Source organism: Lactobacillus sp. UCMA15818 (genome assembly GCF_030400225.1).
Classification (GTDB): domain Bacteria; phylum Bacillota; class Bacilli; order Lactobacillales; family Lactobacillaceae; genus Liquorilactobacillus.
Genome location: NZ_VJYB01000008.1, coordinates 25,608 through 41,766 on the forward strand (window position 1 = coordinate 25,608; position 16,159 = coordinate 41,766).

Below are 16,159 nucleotides of genomic sequence, written 5' to 3' on the forward strand. Positions count from 1 at the left end.
ACTGTTTATTATTGAGAATAAGGATAAGCTACATAAAAATTATTGAACTAGTAACTATACTTTTCCTCTACTTATCATGAAAAAAGTTCACTAATACAAGACACTTCAACTCAATAGCCGCAAACAAAACTCCCAATAAGATATCTTAAGTCAATCATAGCAAATTTAATTGCTATTATAAAGCCGATTACATTATAATTTGAAAATTATTAAAATTTAGTTTCAGATTGCTAATCATTATTCTAGAATGTCTTTCAATAATTACAACTACCAAACCGTAACTAAATGCATGCTGAATCTTATTATTATTTTTCAGAAAAAAGAGTGTGATGTAAGTGAGGTGCCTTATAAAACTTGAATATGCAAGTCAAGTTTTGGAGGTACTTTTTTGACACGTAATTATACCTACAGCGTTAAGCTGAAAGTCGTTAAAGAATTATGAAACATATTTATTCTGAATAAAAAAGTAAGCCATAACAAAATTGTTATAGCTTACTAACAGGTACCATTAATTAAATGATAGTAGGGTCATTCCACAATGAACACCTACAGACACACTGGAAATCCGCCAGTATTTGTGTCCCTTTCGAAAAAAATCACTAGCCGCCGCAGCGGAACGAATAAATTCGTCTGATTACTTCGACTCATCGCATGAAGTAAACTATACTCTCTTATCCTAAATAAGTCAACTATAGTTTTTTGTTCATTCTATGATGTGGAATTCCTGCATCCAAAAAACCATCTCCGACAACATTGAATCCTAATTTAGAATAAAATTCCTGTGCTTGGTCTTGAGCTCCTAATGTTAAATAAGGAATTTTGTCATCCACTGCGATTTCCTCAATACACTTCATTATTTCCTTTGCATATCCCTTATGACGCTGATTATTCAAAGTAGCCACCCTCTGGATATGCCATGCCCCATCATCTTCCACAATAGTTCTAGCAGTCACTACAGCTTGGCTTTCTATGTATCCAACATAATGCATAGCACTTCCTTCAGCATCAACCTCTAGTTTTTCAGGTACTCCTTGTTCTGACACAAACACTTCTTTACGAATTGCTAGTGCATCTTGATAAACTTTAGATGTTAAATCATTGGTCCTATAAAAGGCAATCATTTATTTCACAGTCTCCTTTATATCTCATTAATAATCATTTTACATGAATAATCTCTGCAAGAAAAGATATTAATTAATTACAATGTTACTCGAATTTTTTTATCTTTTTTTGAATTTTGTTCATGATTGAACTAAAATGTAATTGTGGAATGAATTCCATGTGTGGATTCCAACAAAAAGAGGCGATTACAATGTCAAAGAAGTTGAGTAAAGAAGAAAAGAAAGCATTGGCTCGCAAAGCTCTAGAGGACCGCGCAAAGCATCCTGCAAAAAAGGAAGGCTCCGGTTTTGCACGACTTGATGCTGATGCAAAGAAGTTTGAAAGGTAACCTGTTATAATCTTTTAAACTGTTTTTTATCGTCAATTAGAATAATAAAACAAAAAGGGAACCGCAATAATCGTTTTGCAGTCCCCTTTTTGTTAATAATTATATATCAGTAGTCAATAATCTTTAGCACACCTTTTCTAGTGACTTACGTCGGCACTAAAGTACCGAGCTTCTAGGAACAAGCATAACTTATCTCATACATTTCAGTATTAGACAGCGGTTTACTCTATTTTACTAAGGTTTAGCCCAAACCATTGTGTTGCTTTATATTTTAGTTCTAGCTCTTAATTCCAATCTAGTAAGTATATTCTAGCTTGGTTTTCGCTATTCATACTTTATTTAATTATATACAATCTAATTAATTTTAGCAATAAATTATTAAGTTTCCTTAGACTTAAAACTATAAAATTATTTGCTAATTCTTAATTATTCAAAATCCAGAAGAAGAGCAAGAATACAAAGAATAAAGCATACATGATTGGATGAACTTCTTTTCCCCGTTTAGCAGCTATCATCGTAATCGGATATGCAATCACGCCAAGTGCTAATCCATCTGAAATGCTGTACGTCAATGGCATCCCTAATAAGATTAAAAACGACGGAATTGCAATTTCCATTTTGTCCCATTCAACTTTCTTCATGTTTTGCGCCATTAATACACCTACAATAATCAAAGCAGGTGCAGTTACTTGATTTGTAACAACACTCAAAAGTGGTGAAAAGAACATTCCAAAAATGAATAAGATTCCTGTAACGACAGCTGTTAGTCCAGAACGGCCTCCAACAGCAATCCCTGCTGATGATTCTACGTAAGCTCCTACAGGCGATGTTCCTAACAATGCTCCAGCAGTCATCGCGGTTGAGTCAGACAATAAAGCCTTACCCACTCTTGGCATCTTATTTTCTTTCATGAAACCAGCCTGTTGTGCTAATCCCACCAAAGTACCTGCTGTATCGAAGAAGGTAACTAATAAGAAAGTTAATACAACTACGACTAGCTGCAGTGAATTAATACTTCCAATATGTTGTACGGCTACTAAAAAAGTTGGTTTCAAACTTGGAGCACCAGAAACTACAGAGCTTGGTAATTTAATCATCCCTGTAATCATACCTAAAATAGCAGTTGCGGCCATCCCGATAAAGATATTGCCTGGAACACGACGTACCAATAAAATTGCGGTCACCATAAGTCCAAAAATGGTTAACCAAGTTGTCCCAGAAAAACTTCCTAAAGCAACTAATGTAGATTTATCTGCAACAATAATTCCACCATCTTCCAAACCAATAAATGCAATAAACAAACCAATCCCCGCTGAAATTGCATATTTCAAGTTAGCAGGAATTGCATCAATAATTAATTCGCGTAATTTGAAAATTGTAATTAATAAAAAGATAATTGAAGCTATCAAAACTCCAGCCAAGGCTGTTTGCCAAGGTACTTTCATTCCAATACAAACTGAATAAGTGAAAAAAGCATTAATTCCAAGTGCGGGAGCCGTAGCAATCGGATATTTTGCATATAACCCCATTAAAATACATCCAATTGCACTTGCGATGGCGGTTGCTGTAAAAACAGCACCCTTATCCATTCCTGAATCGCCTAAAACACTAGGATTAACAAAAAGAATATACGCCATTGAAATAAATGTTGTAAATCCGGCCAATAATTCACGCCCAATAGTCGACCCTAATTCATTAATTTGAAAATAAGATTCGATTTTCTCTTTCAAAATACTTACTCCTTTTTTACGAACATTGAAATTCGTATTTTAATATAAAACCCGCTTATTAATATACTACAATGTAAAAAAAATGTAAATACGAATATCATCCAACCATAATGTTCGTGTTCCACTCAAAAGGTCGTGTTAATAAACGACTGAAATTTTTGAATTCTAACTTTATTTTATGGGCCACGATTATCTGGCACAACAGAAAATACTGAATAAAATATAGAGACAAAAAAAGAGCCCTAACCTCCCACGAGATTACGACATCTTCCTTGCTTATTTCATAGTGACTTACGTCGGCACTAAAGTACCGAGCTTCTAGGAACAAGCATAACTTATCTCATACATTTCAGTATTAGACAGCAGTTTACTCTATTTTACTAAGGTTTAGCCCAAACCATTGTGTTGCTTTATATTTTAGTTCTAGCTCTTAATTCCAATCTAGTAAGTATATTCTAGCTTGGTTTTCGCTATTCATACTTTATTTGATTATATACCATCTAATTCATCTTAGCAGTAAATTACTAAGTTTTCTTAGACTTAAAACTATAAAAAATTAGTCTTCTTTATTTGCAAAACCATATTTTTTGTTGAAACGATCCACACGTCCGTCTGCTTGTGTAAACTTCTGACGTCCCGTGTAGAATGGATGTGAATCACTTGAAATTTCAACACGAATTAATGGGTATGTGTTTCCATCTTCCCATTCAATCGTTTCTGCTGAATTCTTAGTTGAACCCGAAGTAAACTTATATCCTGTAGATGAATCTAAGAAAACAACTTTATGATAATCTGGATGGATTCCTGGTCTCATTTTATACTCTCCTTTGCCCTGACCCATTTGCTGTGTCAGAGTTAATCTTTTTACGTACAACACCAAGTATTCTAACATGAATACAAGAAGAGGTCAAAAGTTATATTTTGCTCCAGTCTATATTTAGTTAGGATAAACATGCTGCATATGTCAAAATTCTCCATTAACTTCACATTACTCATAGTTTCGAGTTGGTTCTCAAATTTTGCTAATTTTGTACTGTCTATTTTTTTTGTGGTAAATTGCTATTTATTTCGTTAATAAAGGTCTCATTATCTTTTGTCTTCTTTAAAGCCACAATAACATGTTCAGTCTGCTTAGCAATATCACCATTCAAATCCTTGCGTAATTTCCACATAAAATTCATTTTTTCCTCAGAAAGCAGTAGCTCTTCCTTGCGCGTTCCCGATTTTTTTAAATCGACAGCTGGGAAAATACGTCTTTCTGCTAAATCTCTGGCCAATTGAATTTCCTGGTTGCCTGTTCCTTTAAACTCTTCATATATGACATCATCCATCCTGCTGCCAGTATCAACAAGTGAAGTTGCTAAAATTGTTAAACTGCCGCCTTCTTCGATATTTCGAGCAGCTCCAAAAAATTTCTTAGGTTTGAATAAAGCTGCCGGATCAATTCCACCTGAGAGCGTTCGTCCACTTGGAGGAACTACTAAATTATATGCTCTAGCTAATCTTGTTAATGAATCCAACAAAATGACAACATCTTGTTTATCCTCCACTAATCTCATGGCACGCTCTAAAACAAGTTCTGAAACTCTTACATGATTTTCCGGTTTCTGATCAAAAGTTGAATAAACAATCTCGCCATCTACTGTCCTTTCAAGATCTGTAACTTCTTCGGGGCGCTCATCGATTAATAATACAATCAGCTTAACTTCCGGAAAGTTTTGTGTAATTCCATTAGCAATTGCCTTCAACAAACTTGTCTTCCCAGCTTTTGGGGGTGCAACAATCAGGCCACGCTGACCAAAACCAATTGGTGCAAATAAATCTAAAATTCTGGTAGACAAGACTCCTTGCGTCGTTTCAAGCTTCAATTGTCTGGTTGGATACAAGGCCGTCAATGCAGGAAAATGGGGTCTTTCTTTTGCCTCTTCAGGATGCTTTCCATTAACACTGTCAACATGCATCATTCCGTAATAACGTTCATTTGGTTTTGGTTGTCTAACTTTCCCCGCAACTAAATCACCATTGCGTAAACCAAAGCGTCTAATTTGTGATGAGGAGATGTAAATATCTTCTTGAGATGAGCCATAGTTAATAGGACGCAAAAAACCAAAACCATCTTGCTGAGTTGTTATATCCAGAACGCCTGACATGTAATAGAAGCCTTGTTCCTGTGCCTGCGCCCTGATAATTGCCAAAGACAGTTCTTTTTTATTCATCTGACTGTAATAAGGAATTTTAAAATCACGAGCATATGAGTAAATTTCTTTTAAATTTTTAATTTTTAAATCAACTAATGTTAGATTCTTCGTAGTCTTTTCTCCTCAATTATCACTAATTTGCTTGTTATTATGCTTCGCTTATTCGTCAATTATTTTAATTTCAACATCCAAATCTCTTAGCTTCTCAATAATACGTTCATAGCCTCGCAAAATATTATCCGCGTGTGTGATAGTCGTGACACCCTTGGACATCAGCGCCAATCCCACCAACGAGACACCTGCTCTAATCTCACTCGCTTTGACGGTTGCACCACGTAAATTATCAGAATGTCCAACAGTAATTATTCCATCACGGCTTGATATTGCAGCTCCCATTTTTTGCATTTCAGCAATGTGTTTAATACGTTCAGGATATAACGTATCAATGATTTTACTTTCTCCATTTGCTCTCATCAGCAATGGTGTTATTGGTTGTTGCAAATCTGTTGCAAATCCAGGAAAAGGTGAGGTTTTAACAGTTACCGGGCTTAAATTATCGCCGCCTTTTACGTAGATACTATCTTCATTAACTTCTAAGTAAATCCCCATTTCAACAAGTTTAGCAATAAAGGGTTCTAAATGTTCAGTAATAACGTTCTTTACCAGTACACCATCTCCATTTGCAGCAGCAAATGCCAAATAAGTCCCCGCTTCAATCCTATCTGGGATAATCGTATGTGTATTTGTAGCTTTTAGACTCGAAACACCTTTTATTCGGATAACATCGGTTCCTGCCCCGCGAATTTGAGCACCCATATTATTTAAGAAAGTCGCTAAATCCACTATTTCAGGTTCTTTTGCCGCATTCTCAATAATAGTTGTACCGCTTGCTCTAACTGCAGCCAAAAGAACATTAATCGTTGCACCAACAGAAACGATATCAAAAAATATTCGTGCACCTTGTAATCCATTTTCTCCAGTTTTAATTCTTACTGCATCATTTTCTTCAACCACTTGTGCCCCAAGCGCCTTAAATCCTTTAATATGCTGATCAATTGGTCTTGGCCCAATATTGTCTCCACCAGGAAAACCAACAATTGCCTCACCAAACTTGCCTAGGAGCGCGCCCATAAAATAATAGGAAGCACGTAAACTCTTAATCGCCCCACCTGGTAATGGTACACTTTTTATTTGTGTAGGGTCTATTTCTAATTCACCTTTATCAAATACCGATTTAACATTCATTGATTCTAGGATTAACATCAAATTATGAACATCTAAAATATCTGGGACTGAATCAAATTTAACCGGTGTATCTGCTAAAATTGCAGCCGGTATGAGGGCAACTGTACTATTTTTTGCTCCGCCGATTGTGACCTTGCCTGACAGTTTTTGCCCTCCTCTAATAATCATTTTTTTCATTTTTTTTAAAATCTCCACTCGATTATCAAGTCAATATAATATAATACGCAATTAGATGCCTCCGTATTTTTGGTACTACAATATTTGGCACAAAAAGCATCTCTTTTCATATTACAAGATAGGCAGACAGGTTTCAATTAAAAAAGGCTTAATTTAAGAAATTTATTTTCCTATCCTTCGAAAAAAATAATTAGTTCTCATTTTACACATCGTACTTGTTTCTTTGACTATCTTAATTACATAAAAATTTAATTTCAGAAGTCATATAATTATTTTCACATATTGCAAAAAAACAAGTGATTACCTTAAATAACAACTCTACGATAATCACTTGTCTTACACTATTTTAATTACTAAAATTTTTATTTAGCACTTGCAACTACAAAAGCCTGAAATAGTCCTTCAGGTCTTTGGGGCCGTGAAAGAAATTCAGGATGGTACTGTGCAGCCACAAAGAACTTGTGCTCACTTAACTCAACAACTTCAACCAAATGATTGTCAGGGGAAGTCCCCGCAAATGTCAATCCATTTTCAGTAAATGACTTTCGATATTCATTGTTAAATTCATAGCGATGACGATGGCGTTCTTGAATTACTTCTTGATTGCCATAAGCTGCAGCAGCAACTGAACCCTGTTTTAGCTTACATGGATACAGCCCTAGCCGTTGAGTGCCCCCCATTTCTTCAACGTCTTCTTGATCAGCCATTAAGTCAATAATTTTATTCGAACACTTAGGGTCAACTTCTGTCGTGTTTGCATCTGCAAGTCCCACAATATTACGAGCAAATTCGATACAAGCCATTTGCATTCCTAAACATATTCCTAAGAATGGCACATTATTTTCACGAGCATACTTGATTGACTCAATCATCCCCTCAAGCCCTCGATCTCCGAATCCACCGGGTACAACAATACCGTCATATGGGCTTAATTCTGTTATAACGTTTTCAGCATTCAATTTTTCTGAATCAAATAGTACCACTTCAACATCTGCATTTATTGTATACCCAGCATGTTTCAAAGCTTCAGCAACTGAAATATAAGCATCAGGTAGTTTTACATATTTTCCGACTATAGCAATTTTCACTGAACGATCAAGATGTTTAACTTTATTGGTTAGTTCTTCCCATTTACACATATCTGACTCTGGAGATTCAATGTGAAGCAACTTGCAAACAAAATCATCCATATGCTGTGCCTTCAAATTCAATGGAACCTCATATAAAGTTTCAACATCCATCGACTCAATCACAGCTTCAGGTTCAACATCACAAAAACTTGCAATTTTATTACGCATACTCTCAGAAATATGTTGTTCAGTTCTCACCACCAAAATATTTGGTTGAATTCCTAGACCACGAAGTTCTTTAACACTGTGTTGTGTTGGCTTTGTCTTCATTTCCCCAGCTGCTCTAAGATATGGTACTAAAGTTGTGTGAATATAGACAACATTCTCACTGCCAACCTCGGCCTTCATTTGACGCAGTGCTTCTAAAAATGGCAGAGATTCAATGTCACCCACCGTTCCTCCAACTTCTGTAATGACAACATCAGCATTAGTGGTAGTTCCTGCACGCATGATTTTCTCTTTAATCATATTGGTAATATGTGGAATTACCTGGACAGTTGCTCCCAAATAATCACCCCGGCGTTCCTTACGGATAACCTCTGAATAAATCTTACCCGTCGTAACATTTGAATATTTGTTCAAATTAATATCAATAAACCGTTCATAATGTCCCAAATCCAAGTCCGCCTCAGTACCATCATCTGTTACAAAAACCTCTCCATGCTGGTAAGGACTCATCGTTCCAGGATCGACGTTGATGTAGGGATCGAATTTTTGAATCATGACTTTCAATCCCCTGTTTTTAAGCAGCCTTCCAAGAGATGCAGCAACAATTCCTTTTCCTAATGATGACACAACGCCACCTGTCACAAAAATATATTTGGTCATTAAAAATTCTCCTTTAAATATTTTTTCAGGGTAGACACGCAATTGATGCACCTATAAAAAATAAAATAACAAGCTCCCTATTCTGATGAATAGGGAGCTTGTATAATTACCGTCCAATGACTCCACACAAAAGTATGAAGTGCCCAACAAAGATTGTACCCAAAAATAATTAACTAGTCAAGACCTAGTAACTATAATTCGTCATCGTCTTCAATATCATCTGACATCTCGGTTAACTGACCTTCAATTCCATCAGGCAAGTCCTCTTCATCCTCATCCGCATCATCAATATCATTCAAATCTTTGCTATATTCTTTAAGTTCAGTATTATCGTCCTCGTTCGTATAATCAGTATCCAAATCGTCATCTTCTGGATCATCATTATAATCGATGACGTCATCATCTTCACTTGCATCAGCCATAAACGCATTGACCTTCTTGCGTTTTTTACTCTTTGGCTTGTCAGTCTCTTCATCTTCAGTATGAACAACTGCCTCGTCAATAGAATCATACGGATACCATGAACGCAAGCCCCAAAGATTGTCACCCAAAGAAATAAAGCTACCATCTACATTTAAGTCAGTGTAAAATTGTGAGAGTCTTTCTCTGATTTCTTCATCGCTCTTGCCAAGATATTCTTGCACAGCATTCACCAAATCGGCAAAAGGAGTAACATCCCCTCGTTGACTTAAAATCGTATGTGCAACTTCAATCAATGATAGTTCGCTTCTGTTAGCATCCTTGAATTTTTCTAGCTCCAAACGGTACACGTCCCTTCTACAGTCTAAATATTATCATACATTCTTATCCAGTAAATTGCAATCTTATTTTGTACTCTCCAAGAAGTTTGCTACCACTGTACAGCAGGTAGTCAACGCGTACTGCTCCCGCCAAAGGCAGATCACTAATATTGACATTTAATGATGGTGTGACCGTTTCAATCGGAATCTCACCATATGGTGTTCGATAAGTAGCCGATATTCTTTTATTATCTTCAAAAAAGAGCTGCGTCCGCATTGTCTTACTTTTACGTGTCAATTGAATACTACCATCATTATTGATCTTAAAGGTCACAACCGCAGTCTCATTGTTATCGTCTTCAGTGTACCGCAGATAAATTGAATTCCCCATCTGAAATAAGCGACCCTCAAATTTACGATTATATTTACTGACTGTGCCCTCTTGCTTGGTGAAAGTTTGGAGTGTTATTAAAATAGCTGTCCCATTACTCAAAAAATCATCCCTTTTGTCATCGTATTATATCATTTTTCTAAGTCATCCATCATAAACTTACCATTGTGTAATGGGCAAGAAATATTATAATAAGTTATAATTAATATAATTGATTTATCAGTGCATATCAATATAGGAGTTGATTAGTTATCACTGTTTATACAAGTAAGAAATTAAAGAGAGAAAAAGTTTTGCGCGATCCAATTCACAGTTACATCTATGTCCAGCACCAAGTAATTTTGGACCTTATCAACACACGTGAATTTCAGCGGTTACGCAGAATTCGTCAATTAGGAACCGCAAGCAGTACTTTCCACGGTGCAGAACATTCCCGCTTTACTCATTCAGTTGGTGTATACGAAATTACCCGCCAAATCTGCGATAACTTCCAGCGAAACTATCCTTCAAAAAACCCAAGTGATGGTCTTTGGAACGATGATGAGCGCTTAGTTGCTTTGTGTGCCGCGTTGCTCCACGATATTGGTCACGGTCCGTATTCGCATACTTTTGAACATATTTTTGGAACTAATCATGAAGATGTTACCGTTGATATTCTAACCTCGTCTTCTACTGAAGTTAACAAAGTTTTACGAGAAGTTGCCCCTGATTTCCCGGAAAAAGTCGCGAGTGTAATTCAAAAAACCTATCCTAACCCGCAAGTTGTTCAGATGATTTCAAGTCAAATTGACGCCGATCGGATGGACTATCTTCTCAGGGACTCGTATTATACAGGTACTAATTATGGTACCTTTGATTTGCGCAGAATCTTGCGTGTCATGCGCCCGTACAAGAATGGTATTACATTTCATATCAGCGGAATGCATGCAGTCGAAGATTACATCGTAAGTCGCTTTCAGATGTACCAACAGGTTTATTTTCATCCGGTCTCACGCTCCATGGAAGTAATTTTGAATAGATTGTTGCAACGGGCAAAGTTTCTATTTGAAAACAACCAGTTATTGCAAGAAAATCCGCCGCAACTGCTGCTGCCTTTTTTTGAAAATAATTTTTCTGTTGAAGATTACATTCGTCTGGATGATGGAGTTTTAAACACTTATTTTATCCAATGGTCTATGAGTACCGACAAAATACTAAGCGATTTGGCTAGTCGCTTCTTGAACCGCAAGCCATTAAAGTCTGCACGTTTTTCTACTGTTACTAGCCACCAGCTTCCTAAGTTGCGCGAACTGGTTACTGCTGCAGGGTATAATTCAACTTATTATACTGCAACCAATGATAGCTTTGATTTGCCTTATGATGTGTACGCACCTCATCAAAGTAAAAAAATAACACAGATCGAATTATATCAAGATGATGGCTCACTAATTGAGCTTTCAGAAGTTAGCAAGCTCGTTGCTGCAATTACCGGAGAGTTTTCTGGTGATGAGCGTTTCTTCTTTCCAAAAGAAATGCTGACATCTTCAAAACAAATTGATTTGTTTGCACCAATTTATGAGCAATTTCAAGGATATCTAAAAAATGGCTGGTTAATTGAGAAAAAGAATAACTACTAGAATGAAAGTAATCTGTGTTGGCGAAATCCGAATCAAGCAGGGAATTTTAGTGCTTAGAAAAACTTATATATAGTCAGAAAAAAGAGCAGATTATAATGAAGAACAAGGAGCTGGGCTAAAAGTTAACTTTTAGCCCAGCTCCTTGTTTATTACGAATAAACGTGTTTCATGGGTCAAAATTCTCCATTTAACTCCGACTTACTCATAGCAAAACACTCGCTAAGTTCATAATTTCTTATTAATACTAACTCTTTGCCATCTTTGAACTTTTTTACAAAGTCTGGACACTTTCTTATTTATTATAATATCATAAAATTATTATTTTCTTGTCCTTTAAGCTGCTTCACTAATTTCAGGCCATCCTTAGTTAGAGCTCCAGGAGCTAAGTTCACAAAACTATCTCCAACCCTTCTAGGACTTTTCGTAATTATCTTCGCTGTAAAAAGTAGTAGCTCAATGGTTGCTAACTCCTGTATTCCAATGCCATTTAAAACTGCAAAGTCAATCACCTGATATTCTTTGAGCTCCCCCCCAACTCTAGCAAAAGTCGCCAAGAATTCTAAGAAATCAACCACAAATCCATAGTCTATCAATATTCTTCCTCCTCGTAATATATGTTTATAAGCCATTGGCTATCTATACTTTAAAAAGATAACATTTATCAATGTTTAAAATATTGGCCTTCTTAATTTTTATTTGCCTGCACATGTCTGGTTCTTCATTTATTTTTTTTTCGAAAATTTTTAATACAGCAATCATTTTCTCTAACTGTAATACTTGTTCTTTAATTTTTCGTTTCTTTTTCAAGCTGTCAAGTTCACTCGTGATTGATTCCGAGCGGAGAATATAATTTAGTATTTTTTGATATCTCATCAATGCAAATTTAATATTTAAAGTAGAGGAGATTGTTTTAAAGTTTTCTGGATCTTGACAATTTTCAAGTAAATCAAAGAGTTCAAGATAATGCCATAATTTTATGGTATAGTTCCCGTAATGTCGTTCAAAAGCTTGTTCTTCATTTCTTATATCACTCATTTTCAATAACGCTCTCCTCAAAATCAAGTAATTTATTACATATAAAAGTGTACTATTATCTTGAAAACAAGGGGTTTTTATTTTTTCTACAAAAGCAAAAAAAAGAAACCGTCTATGAAATATATGCAGTTAACACAAATTTCAATACAGCTTCTTTTTTATTGTTTAATACTTATACGGTAATGATAATAGATAATACTATATATGTGACTCCGATAATTAAAGCGCTTTTGCCAAATTTGCTAAAACGTATCGGTTGGTTCTTAATACTCCCAACTTCACGTACATTTATTTTTGCTTGCTGGTACTCGTCATCAGTCTCGCCTTTTTTCTTATGTTTAAACCAGCCAGCCAATAAATGTGCACCTAACAAAATATCTATAATCATTAGGCAAATAGCAATCAATCCTACCAAAAATAAAATGTTGGAAATCAAAACCCTGTCTATACCAATAATGTTTGCAATTACTAACATAATTCCAACTATCTGAATAGCTGTAACACTTTTAAAATAATATTTTTGCTTGATTCGCTCCATCCTGTTTCCATCCACCTAATTAATATTTGTATATTCACCCGTGATTTCATCAGCTTTTTGAACTTTCCCAGTTGTATAATTGTACTTGTACATGCCCTTTAGATTAGAAACATCTACATTGTCCGGACTAGTGTGTCTGATTTCAATCTGGTATGTGTCATCGTCTAATTTCATAACATAATATTGATCCCCTGCCTCTTGTGGAAGTCCAGTTACTGCCCGAAACTTGGTTAAAATTTGCGAATCAGACAATCCCGCTACTACTGATGAAACCTGGCTGTTTGTTGCACTACTAATCGAACTTCCAGTCTGACTGGCATAAGTTGAACTAACAATCTTGGAGCTGCGTGCATTGGTATAGCCACTTGTCGTTGTTGCCTGACTAGTTGATTCAGCTTGAGATGCTGTACTTTGGTTCTGTGCAGCTGCTATTTTTTGCTGATAACTCTTTGCTTTCTCCTGATAGGAAGCCACAGCTTGGTACTTACTAGACAATGCCATTAATGTTTGGTAGCTTCCCCCAGCTTCAGAATACTTTCCAGCATTGTAATATGCTACTGTTTCATTATAATAAATTTTAGCAAGTTTAACGGCTTGATACTCACGCTGTACAACATCAATTTGTTTAACTAGTTTGTCTGGCTCTTTAACTTTAGCTAGCTGCTGTAACTTTTTCTTTGCCTTTGCTAATTTATTCTCAGTTACTGCTCTCTTGGCAGACAGTAACCTACCAAGATTATTATATAGTACCTTAATTTTTTTGTTCTCGGCGTTCTTTGCAATTACTTTTTCTAACTCACTATATGCCTGTTGCGGCGTTCCCTTATCAAGATACTTCAACGCCTCCGTATAGTGAGACTTGACCTGCTTTGTTGTCATTGAAGAACTACTGCTGCTATTATTGCTGTTACCTGCAGAACATCCAACTGCTACAATTGCTAACAAAGTCAATGATACTCCCCAAAAGGTCTTTTTCAATCGTGTCTTCATAATTGCTGCCTCCCTACTAAATATTAATTATTCCCTTCACAAAATTATAACATGGCATGTATCGTTTAGTATCCAACTAGTCTATGATTTCTTTGGATTATTTATTTTATTTGTTTTAAAAACTGTCATTTCAATTGTGACCCAGATGACTAACACAACTGAAATTGCTGCATAGACTACCAACATTGTTTCGCTTGCAAAAATCTTTGAATTTGCGTAATAGCCAAAACTTGCATCTAATTTTGAAATCAAGATGAATAGTGCAAGATTACCTCCAAACATACCAAAGAATAAAGTATTAAATGTCATTCCCATAATTTGCAATCCAATATTTCTACCACTTGTTCGTAATTCTTGCGCTGTTTTGCCACCTCCCTGTTCAATTATTTCCTCCATTCCACTTGCGACGGCAATTGCAGCCTCCGCAATCGCACCAAGTGTACTCAAGATTGTCGTTGCAATCGCAATCGAAGCAAAATTAACACCAATCGCAAGATTGAAAGCCTCGATTTCTTCTGACTGTTCATTGCTGAATCCATATATCTGCATCAAATAATTCATCGGAATAATTAGCAACAACATTACTGCTAAAACAAGTAATGTTGATAAAAAAGCCGTATTGGTCTGTGACTCATTATTATTTCCAACATAGATAATAATTGCAAGAATTGATACCCCTGTAAACATCATTACAAAAATAGGTGGAAACCCACCAGCTATCAAGATGACCGTCAAAAAGAGTAACCCAAAATTAATAATTAACGTAAAAAAAGCCGCTAAACCTCTTCTTCCACCGCTCAAAATCAGCAGCACAGCCAAAACAACTATTAAAACGATGATTGTATTCATTCTTTGCTCCTTTCCAGTGACCAAGCGGCGAATAAGCTCGCGGCCGGAATTACTAATGCTATTCCTATTCCGCTAATTACAGCTTGTACTAAGCCTAACGACATCGTCCATGAAAAAGTATAGCCAATTGTATTGCCGGTTCTAAAATATAGAACTGCCATTGTAAAAGTCTCGGCAAAAAAGATTAGCAACAACACATTAACCAGCGGGCCCATAATATCTTTACCGACTTCTCTCCCAGATTGGTAGAGCTGTTGAAATGAAACTTCTGGTCGGCTGCGTTTTAATTCAAACAGGGTTGCCACAATATCTGTTGCCGCATCCATAACTGTTCCTAACAACCCAATCAGAGTTGCAGATAAAAATAATTGCTTCGGTTGTTGTGTTGCAAAATCTAGTGCTTCATAATGCATCCCGCTATCCTTTGTTAACCACATTATGCCTACAGAAATAAGCAATGCAATTGCTGTTCCGCTGACAATTGCTGCAAATGTAACCGTAAATTGCCTATTAAGCCCGATAATTATCGCTAATGTAATTGCTGTGAAAATAATTGCGCTGACTGCAAAAATTATAAAAAAATTTGTAATATTCCATGAAACATCAAGTTGCACAATTATCAAGAACAGTACAAAATTAACCAAAACACTTATAATTGTTCTCAGCCCGTCAATCTTCATAATAATAAATAGCAGACATACCATTATCCAACACATCATAAACAAATAAGTATCTCGTTTGTAATTTGTCGGAGTTACTTCAAGTTTTTTATTATCATAATTAAGCGTGACAAAAAGCTGTTGCCCTTTTTGATAATTTTGACTTAATCCCCCAGATGCTGCATATGTATTCTGAAAACTAACTTTTTCTCCTTTTTTCTTGCTATTCAGAAGTATGCCATACACTGTCTGGTCAGTTTTTTTATCATGATTTCCATATTCGTCTGAGGATTTTTTTGTTTTTCCTTGTTCAACCCGGGTAACTTGTAAAATTGACTGCTTGTACAAGAAAGCATCATGGGTTGATATAAAAAAAATTACGATTGCTCCCAAAAGCAAAATAATACATTCAAAAAAAAGCTTTTTCTTCATTTTATACTCTCTTTTCTTATCGCTTTGGATAAAAGATACCATTCATCCCAATTTTTTAAAAGAAACAATCTATTTTCTTAAAAGAAAAAAGACAATTTGAAAACTTTGCTTTTACTCGCTATAATTTACATTAAATAACCCATGAGGATGG

The 16,159-nt window shown here is 35.7% G+C and carries 15 protein-coding genes and 1 pseudogene; 2 read left to right on the top strand and 14 right to left on the bottom strand.

All coding sequences use genetic code 11. The features are described from left to right. Positions 1–689: 689 nt before the first annotated feature. Positions 690–1,121, bottom strand: coding sequence for a GNAT family N-acetyltransferase (locus FFX44_RS09390; RefSeq protein ID WP_289980342.1), 432 nt, complete (start codon positions 1,119–1,121; stop codon positions 690–692). A 191-nt stretch (positions 1,122–1,312) separates the two neighbouring features. On the opposite strand from FFX44_RS09390, the gene FFX44_RS09395 reads away from it, so the two are divergent. Continuing rightward, positions 1,313–1,450, top strand: coding sequence for a hypothetical protein (locus tag FFX44_RS09395; protein ID WP_289980343.1), 138 nt, complete (start codon positions 1,313–1,315; stop codon positions 1,448–1,450). A 422-nt stretch (positions 1,451–1,872) separates the two neighbouring features. Here FFX44_RS09395 and FFX44_RS09400 read toward each other — a convergent pair whose 3' ends face one another. The 7 genes and pseudogenes from FFX44_RS09400 to FFX44_RS09430 form a co-directional block, all read right to left on the bottom strand. Further along, entirely contained in the window at positions 1,873–3,180 is a 1,308-nt protein-coding gene (locus tag FFX44_RS09400; RefSeq protein ID WP_289980344.1) for an NCS2 family permease, read from the bottom strand. A 556-nt stretch (positions 3,181–3,736) separates the two neighbouring features. Further along, positions 3,737–3,994: a type B 50S ribosomal protein L31 gene (locus FFX44_RS09405; protein WP_289980345.1), complete on the bottom strand. Its 258-nt coding sequence runs from the start codon at positions 3,992–3,994 to the stop codon at positions 3,737–3,739. Positions 3,995–4,217: 223 nt separating this feature from the next. After that, a pseudogene (gene rho / locus FFX44_RS09410) lies at positions 4,218–5,480 on the bottom strand (transcription termination factor Rho); the annotation flags it as partial. Positions 5,481–5,537: 57 nt separating this feature from the next. Next, a complete protein-coding gene (locus FFX44_RS09415; RefSeq protein WP_289980347.1) occupies positions 5,538–6,800 on the bottom strand; it encodes a UDP-N-acetylglucosamine 1-carboxyvinyltransferase in 1,263 nt (420 codons plus the stop codon). A gap of 362 nt (positions 6,801–7,162) precedes the next feature. Beyond that, on the bottom strand, positions 7,163–8,758 hold the full coding sequence (locus tag FFX44_RS09420; protein WP_289980348.1) for a CTP synthase: 1,596 nt from the start codon (positions 8,756–8,758) through the stop codon (positions 7,163–7,165). Between the two features lie 191 nt (positions 8,759–8,949). Next, positions 8,950–9,519 carry a DNA-directed RNA polymerase subunit delta gene (gene rpoE, locus FFX44_RS09425; RefSeq protein ID WP_289980349.1) on the bottom strand — a complete coding sequence of 190 codons (570 nt, stop codon included), beginning with the start codon at positions 9,517–9,519 and terminating at the stop codon, positions 8,950–8,952. Positions 9,520–9,562: 43 nt separating this feature from the next. Beyond that, complete coding sequence (locus tag FFX44_RS09430) at positions 9,563–9,991, bottom strand: DUF1934 domain-containing protein (protein ID WP_289980351.1); 429 nt, start codon at positions 9,989–9,991, stop codon at positions 9,563–9,565. Between the two features lie 149 nt (positions 9,992–10,140). Between FFX44_RS09430 and FFX44_RS09435 the strand changes: the two genes are divergently transcribed. Further along, complete coding sequence (locus tag FFX44_RS09435; RefSeq protein WP_289980410.1) at positions 10,141–11,505, top strand: HD domain-containing protein; 1,365 nt, start codon at positions 10,141–10,143, stop codon at positions 11,503–11,505. Positions 11,506–11,804: 299 nt separating this feature from the next. Here the strand turns inward: FFX44_RS09435 and FFX44_RS09440 are convergent, their stop codons facing one another. The 6 genes from FFX44_RS09440 to FFX44_RS09465 form a co-directional block, all read right to left on the bottom strand. Beyond that, a complete protein-coding gene (locus tag FFX44_RS09440) occupies positions 11,805–12,098 on the bottom strand; it encodes a hypothetical protein (protein WP_289980352.1) in 294 nt (97 codons plus the stop codon). Positions 12,099–12,141: 43 nt separating this feature from the next. Further along, positions 12,142–12,540: a hypothetical protein gene (locus tag FFX44_RS09445; RefSeq protein ID WP_289980353.1), complete on the bottom strand. Its 399-nt coding sequence runs from the start codon at positions 12,538–12,540 to the stop codon at positions 12,142–12,144. Positions 12,541–12,712: 172 nt separating this feature from the next. Then, positions 12,713–13,078: a DUF3899 domain-containing protein gene (locus FFX44_RS09450; RefSeq protein WP_289980354.1), complete on the bottom strand. Its 366-nt coding sequence runs from the start codon at positions 13,076–13,078 to the stop codon at positions 12,713–12,715. Positions 13,079–13,093: 15 nt separating this feature from the next. Next, positions 13,094–14,068, bottom strand: coding sequence for a tetratricopeptide repeat protein (locus FFX44_RS09455; protein WP_289980355.1), 975 nt, complete (start codon positions 14,066–14,068; stop codon positions 13,094–13,096). Positions 14,069–14,149: 81 nt separating this feature from the next. Then, positions 14,150–14,917, bottom strand: a complete 768-nt coding sequence (locus FFX44_RS09460) for a YibE/F family protein (RefSeq protein WP_289980356.1) — start codon at positions 14,915–14,917, stop codon at positions 14,150–14,152. Beyond that, positions 14,914–16,008: a YibE/F family protein gene (locus tag FFX44_RS09465; protein ID WP_289980357.1), complete on the bottom strand. Its 1,095-nt coding sequence runs from the start codon at positions 16,006–16,008 to the stop codon at positions 14,914–14,916. Before FFX44_RS09465 ends, FFX44_RS09460 begins: the two co-directional genes overlap by 4 nt. Between the last annotated feature and the right edge of the window lie 151 nt (positions 16,009–16,159).

Excerpts from the sequence above, each read along its gene's own strand:
- FFX44_RS09390 (WP_289980342.1), bottom strand. The coding sequence starts at position 1,121 with ATGATTGCCTTTTATAGGACCAATGATTTAACATCTAAAGTTTATCAA.
- FFX44_RS09395 (WP_289980343.1), top strand. The coding sequence starts at position 1,313 with ATGTCAAAGAAGTTGAGTAAAGAAGAAAAGAAAGCATTGGCTCGCAAA.
- FFX44_RS09405 (WP_289980345.1), bottom strand. The coding sequence starts at position 3,994 with ATGAGACCAGGAATCCATCCAGATTATCATAAAGTTGTTTTCTTAGAT.
- FFX44_RS09415 (WP_289980347.1), bottom strand. The coding sequence starts at position 6,800 with ATGAAAAAAATGATTATTAGAGGAGGGCAAAAACTGTCAGGCAAGGTC.
- FFX44_RS09420 (WP_289980348.1), bottom strand. The coding sequence starts at position 8,758 with ATGACCAAATATATTTTTGTGACAGGTGGCGTTGTGTCATCATTAGGA.
- FFX44_RS09445 (WP_289980353.1), bottom strand. The coding sequence starts at position 12,540 with ATGAGTGATATAAGAAATGAAGAACAAGCTTTTGAACGACATTACGGG.
- FFX44_RS09450 (WP_289980354.1), bottom strand. The coding sequence starts at position 13,078 with ATGGAGCGAATCAAGCAAAAATATTATTTTAAAAGTGTTACAGCTATT.
- FFX44_RS09455 (WP_289980355.1), bottom strand. The coding sequence starts at position 14,068 with ATGAAGACACGATTGAAAAAGACCTTTTGGGGAGTATCATTGACTTTG.
- FFX44_RS09460 (WP_289980356.1), bottom strand. The coding sequence starts at position 14,917 with ATGAATACAATCATCGTTTTAATAGTTGTTTTGGCTGTGCTGCTGATT.
- FFX44_RS09465 (WP_289980357.1), bottom strand. The coding sequence starts at position 16,008 with ATGAAGAAAAAGCTTTTTTTTGAATGTATTATTTTGCTTTTGGGAGCA.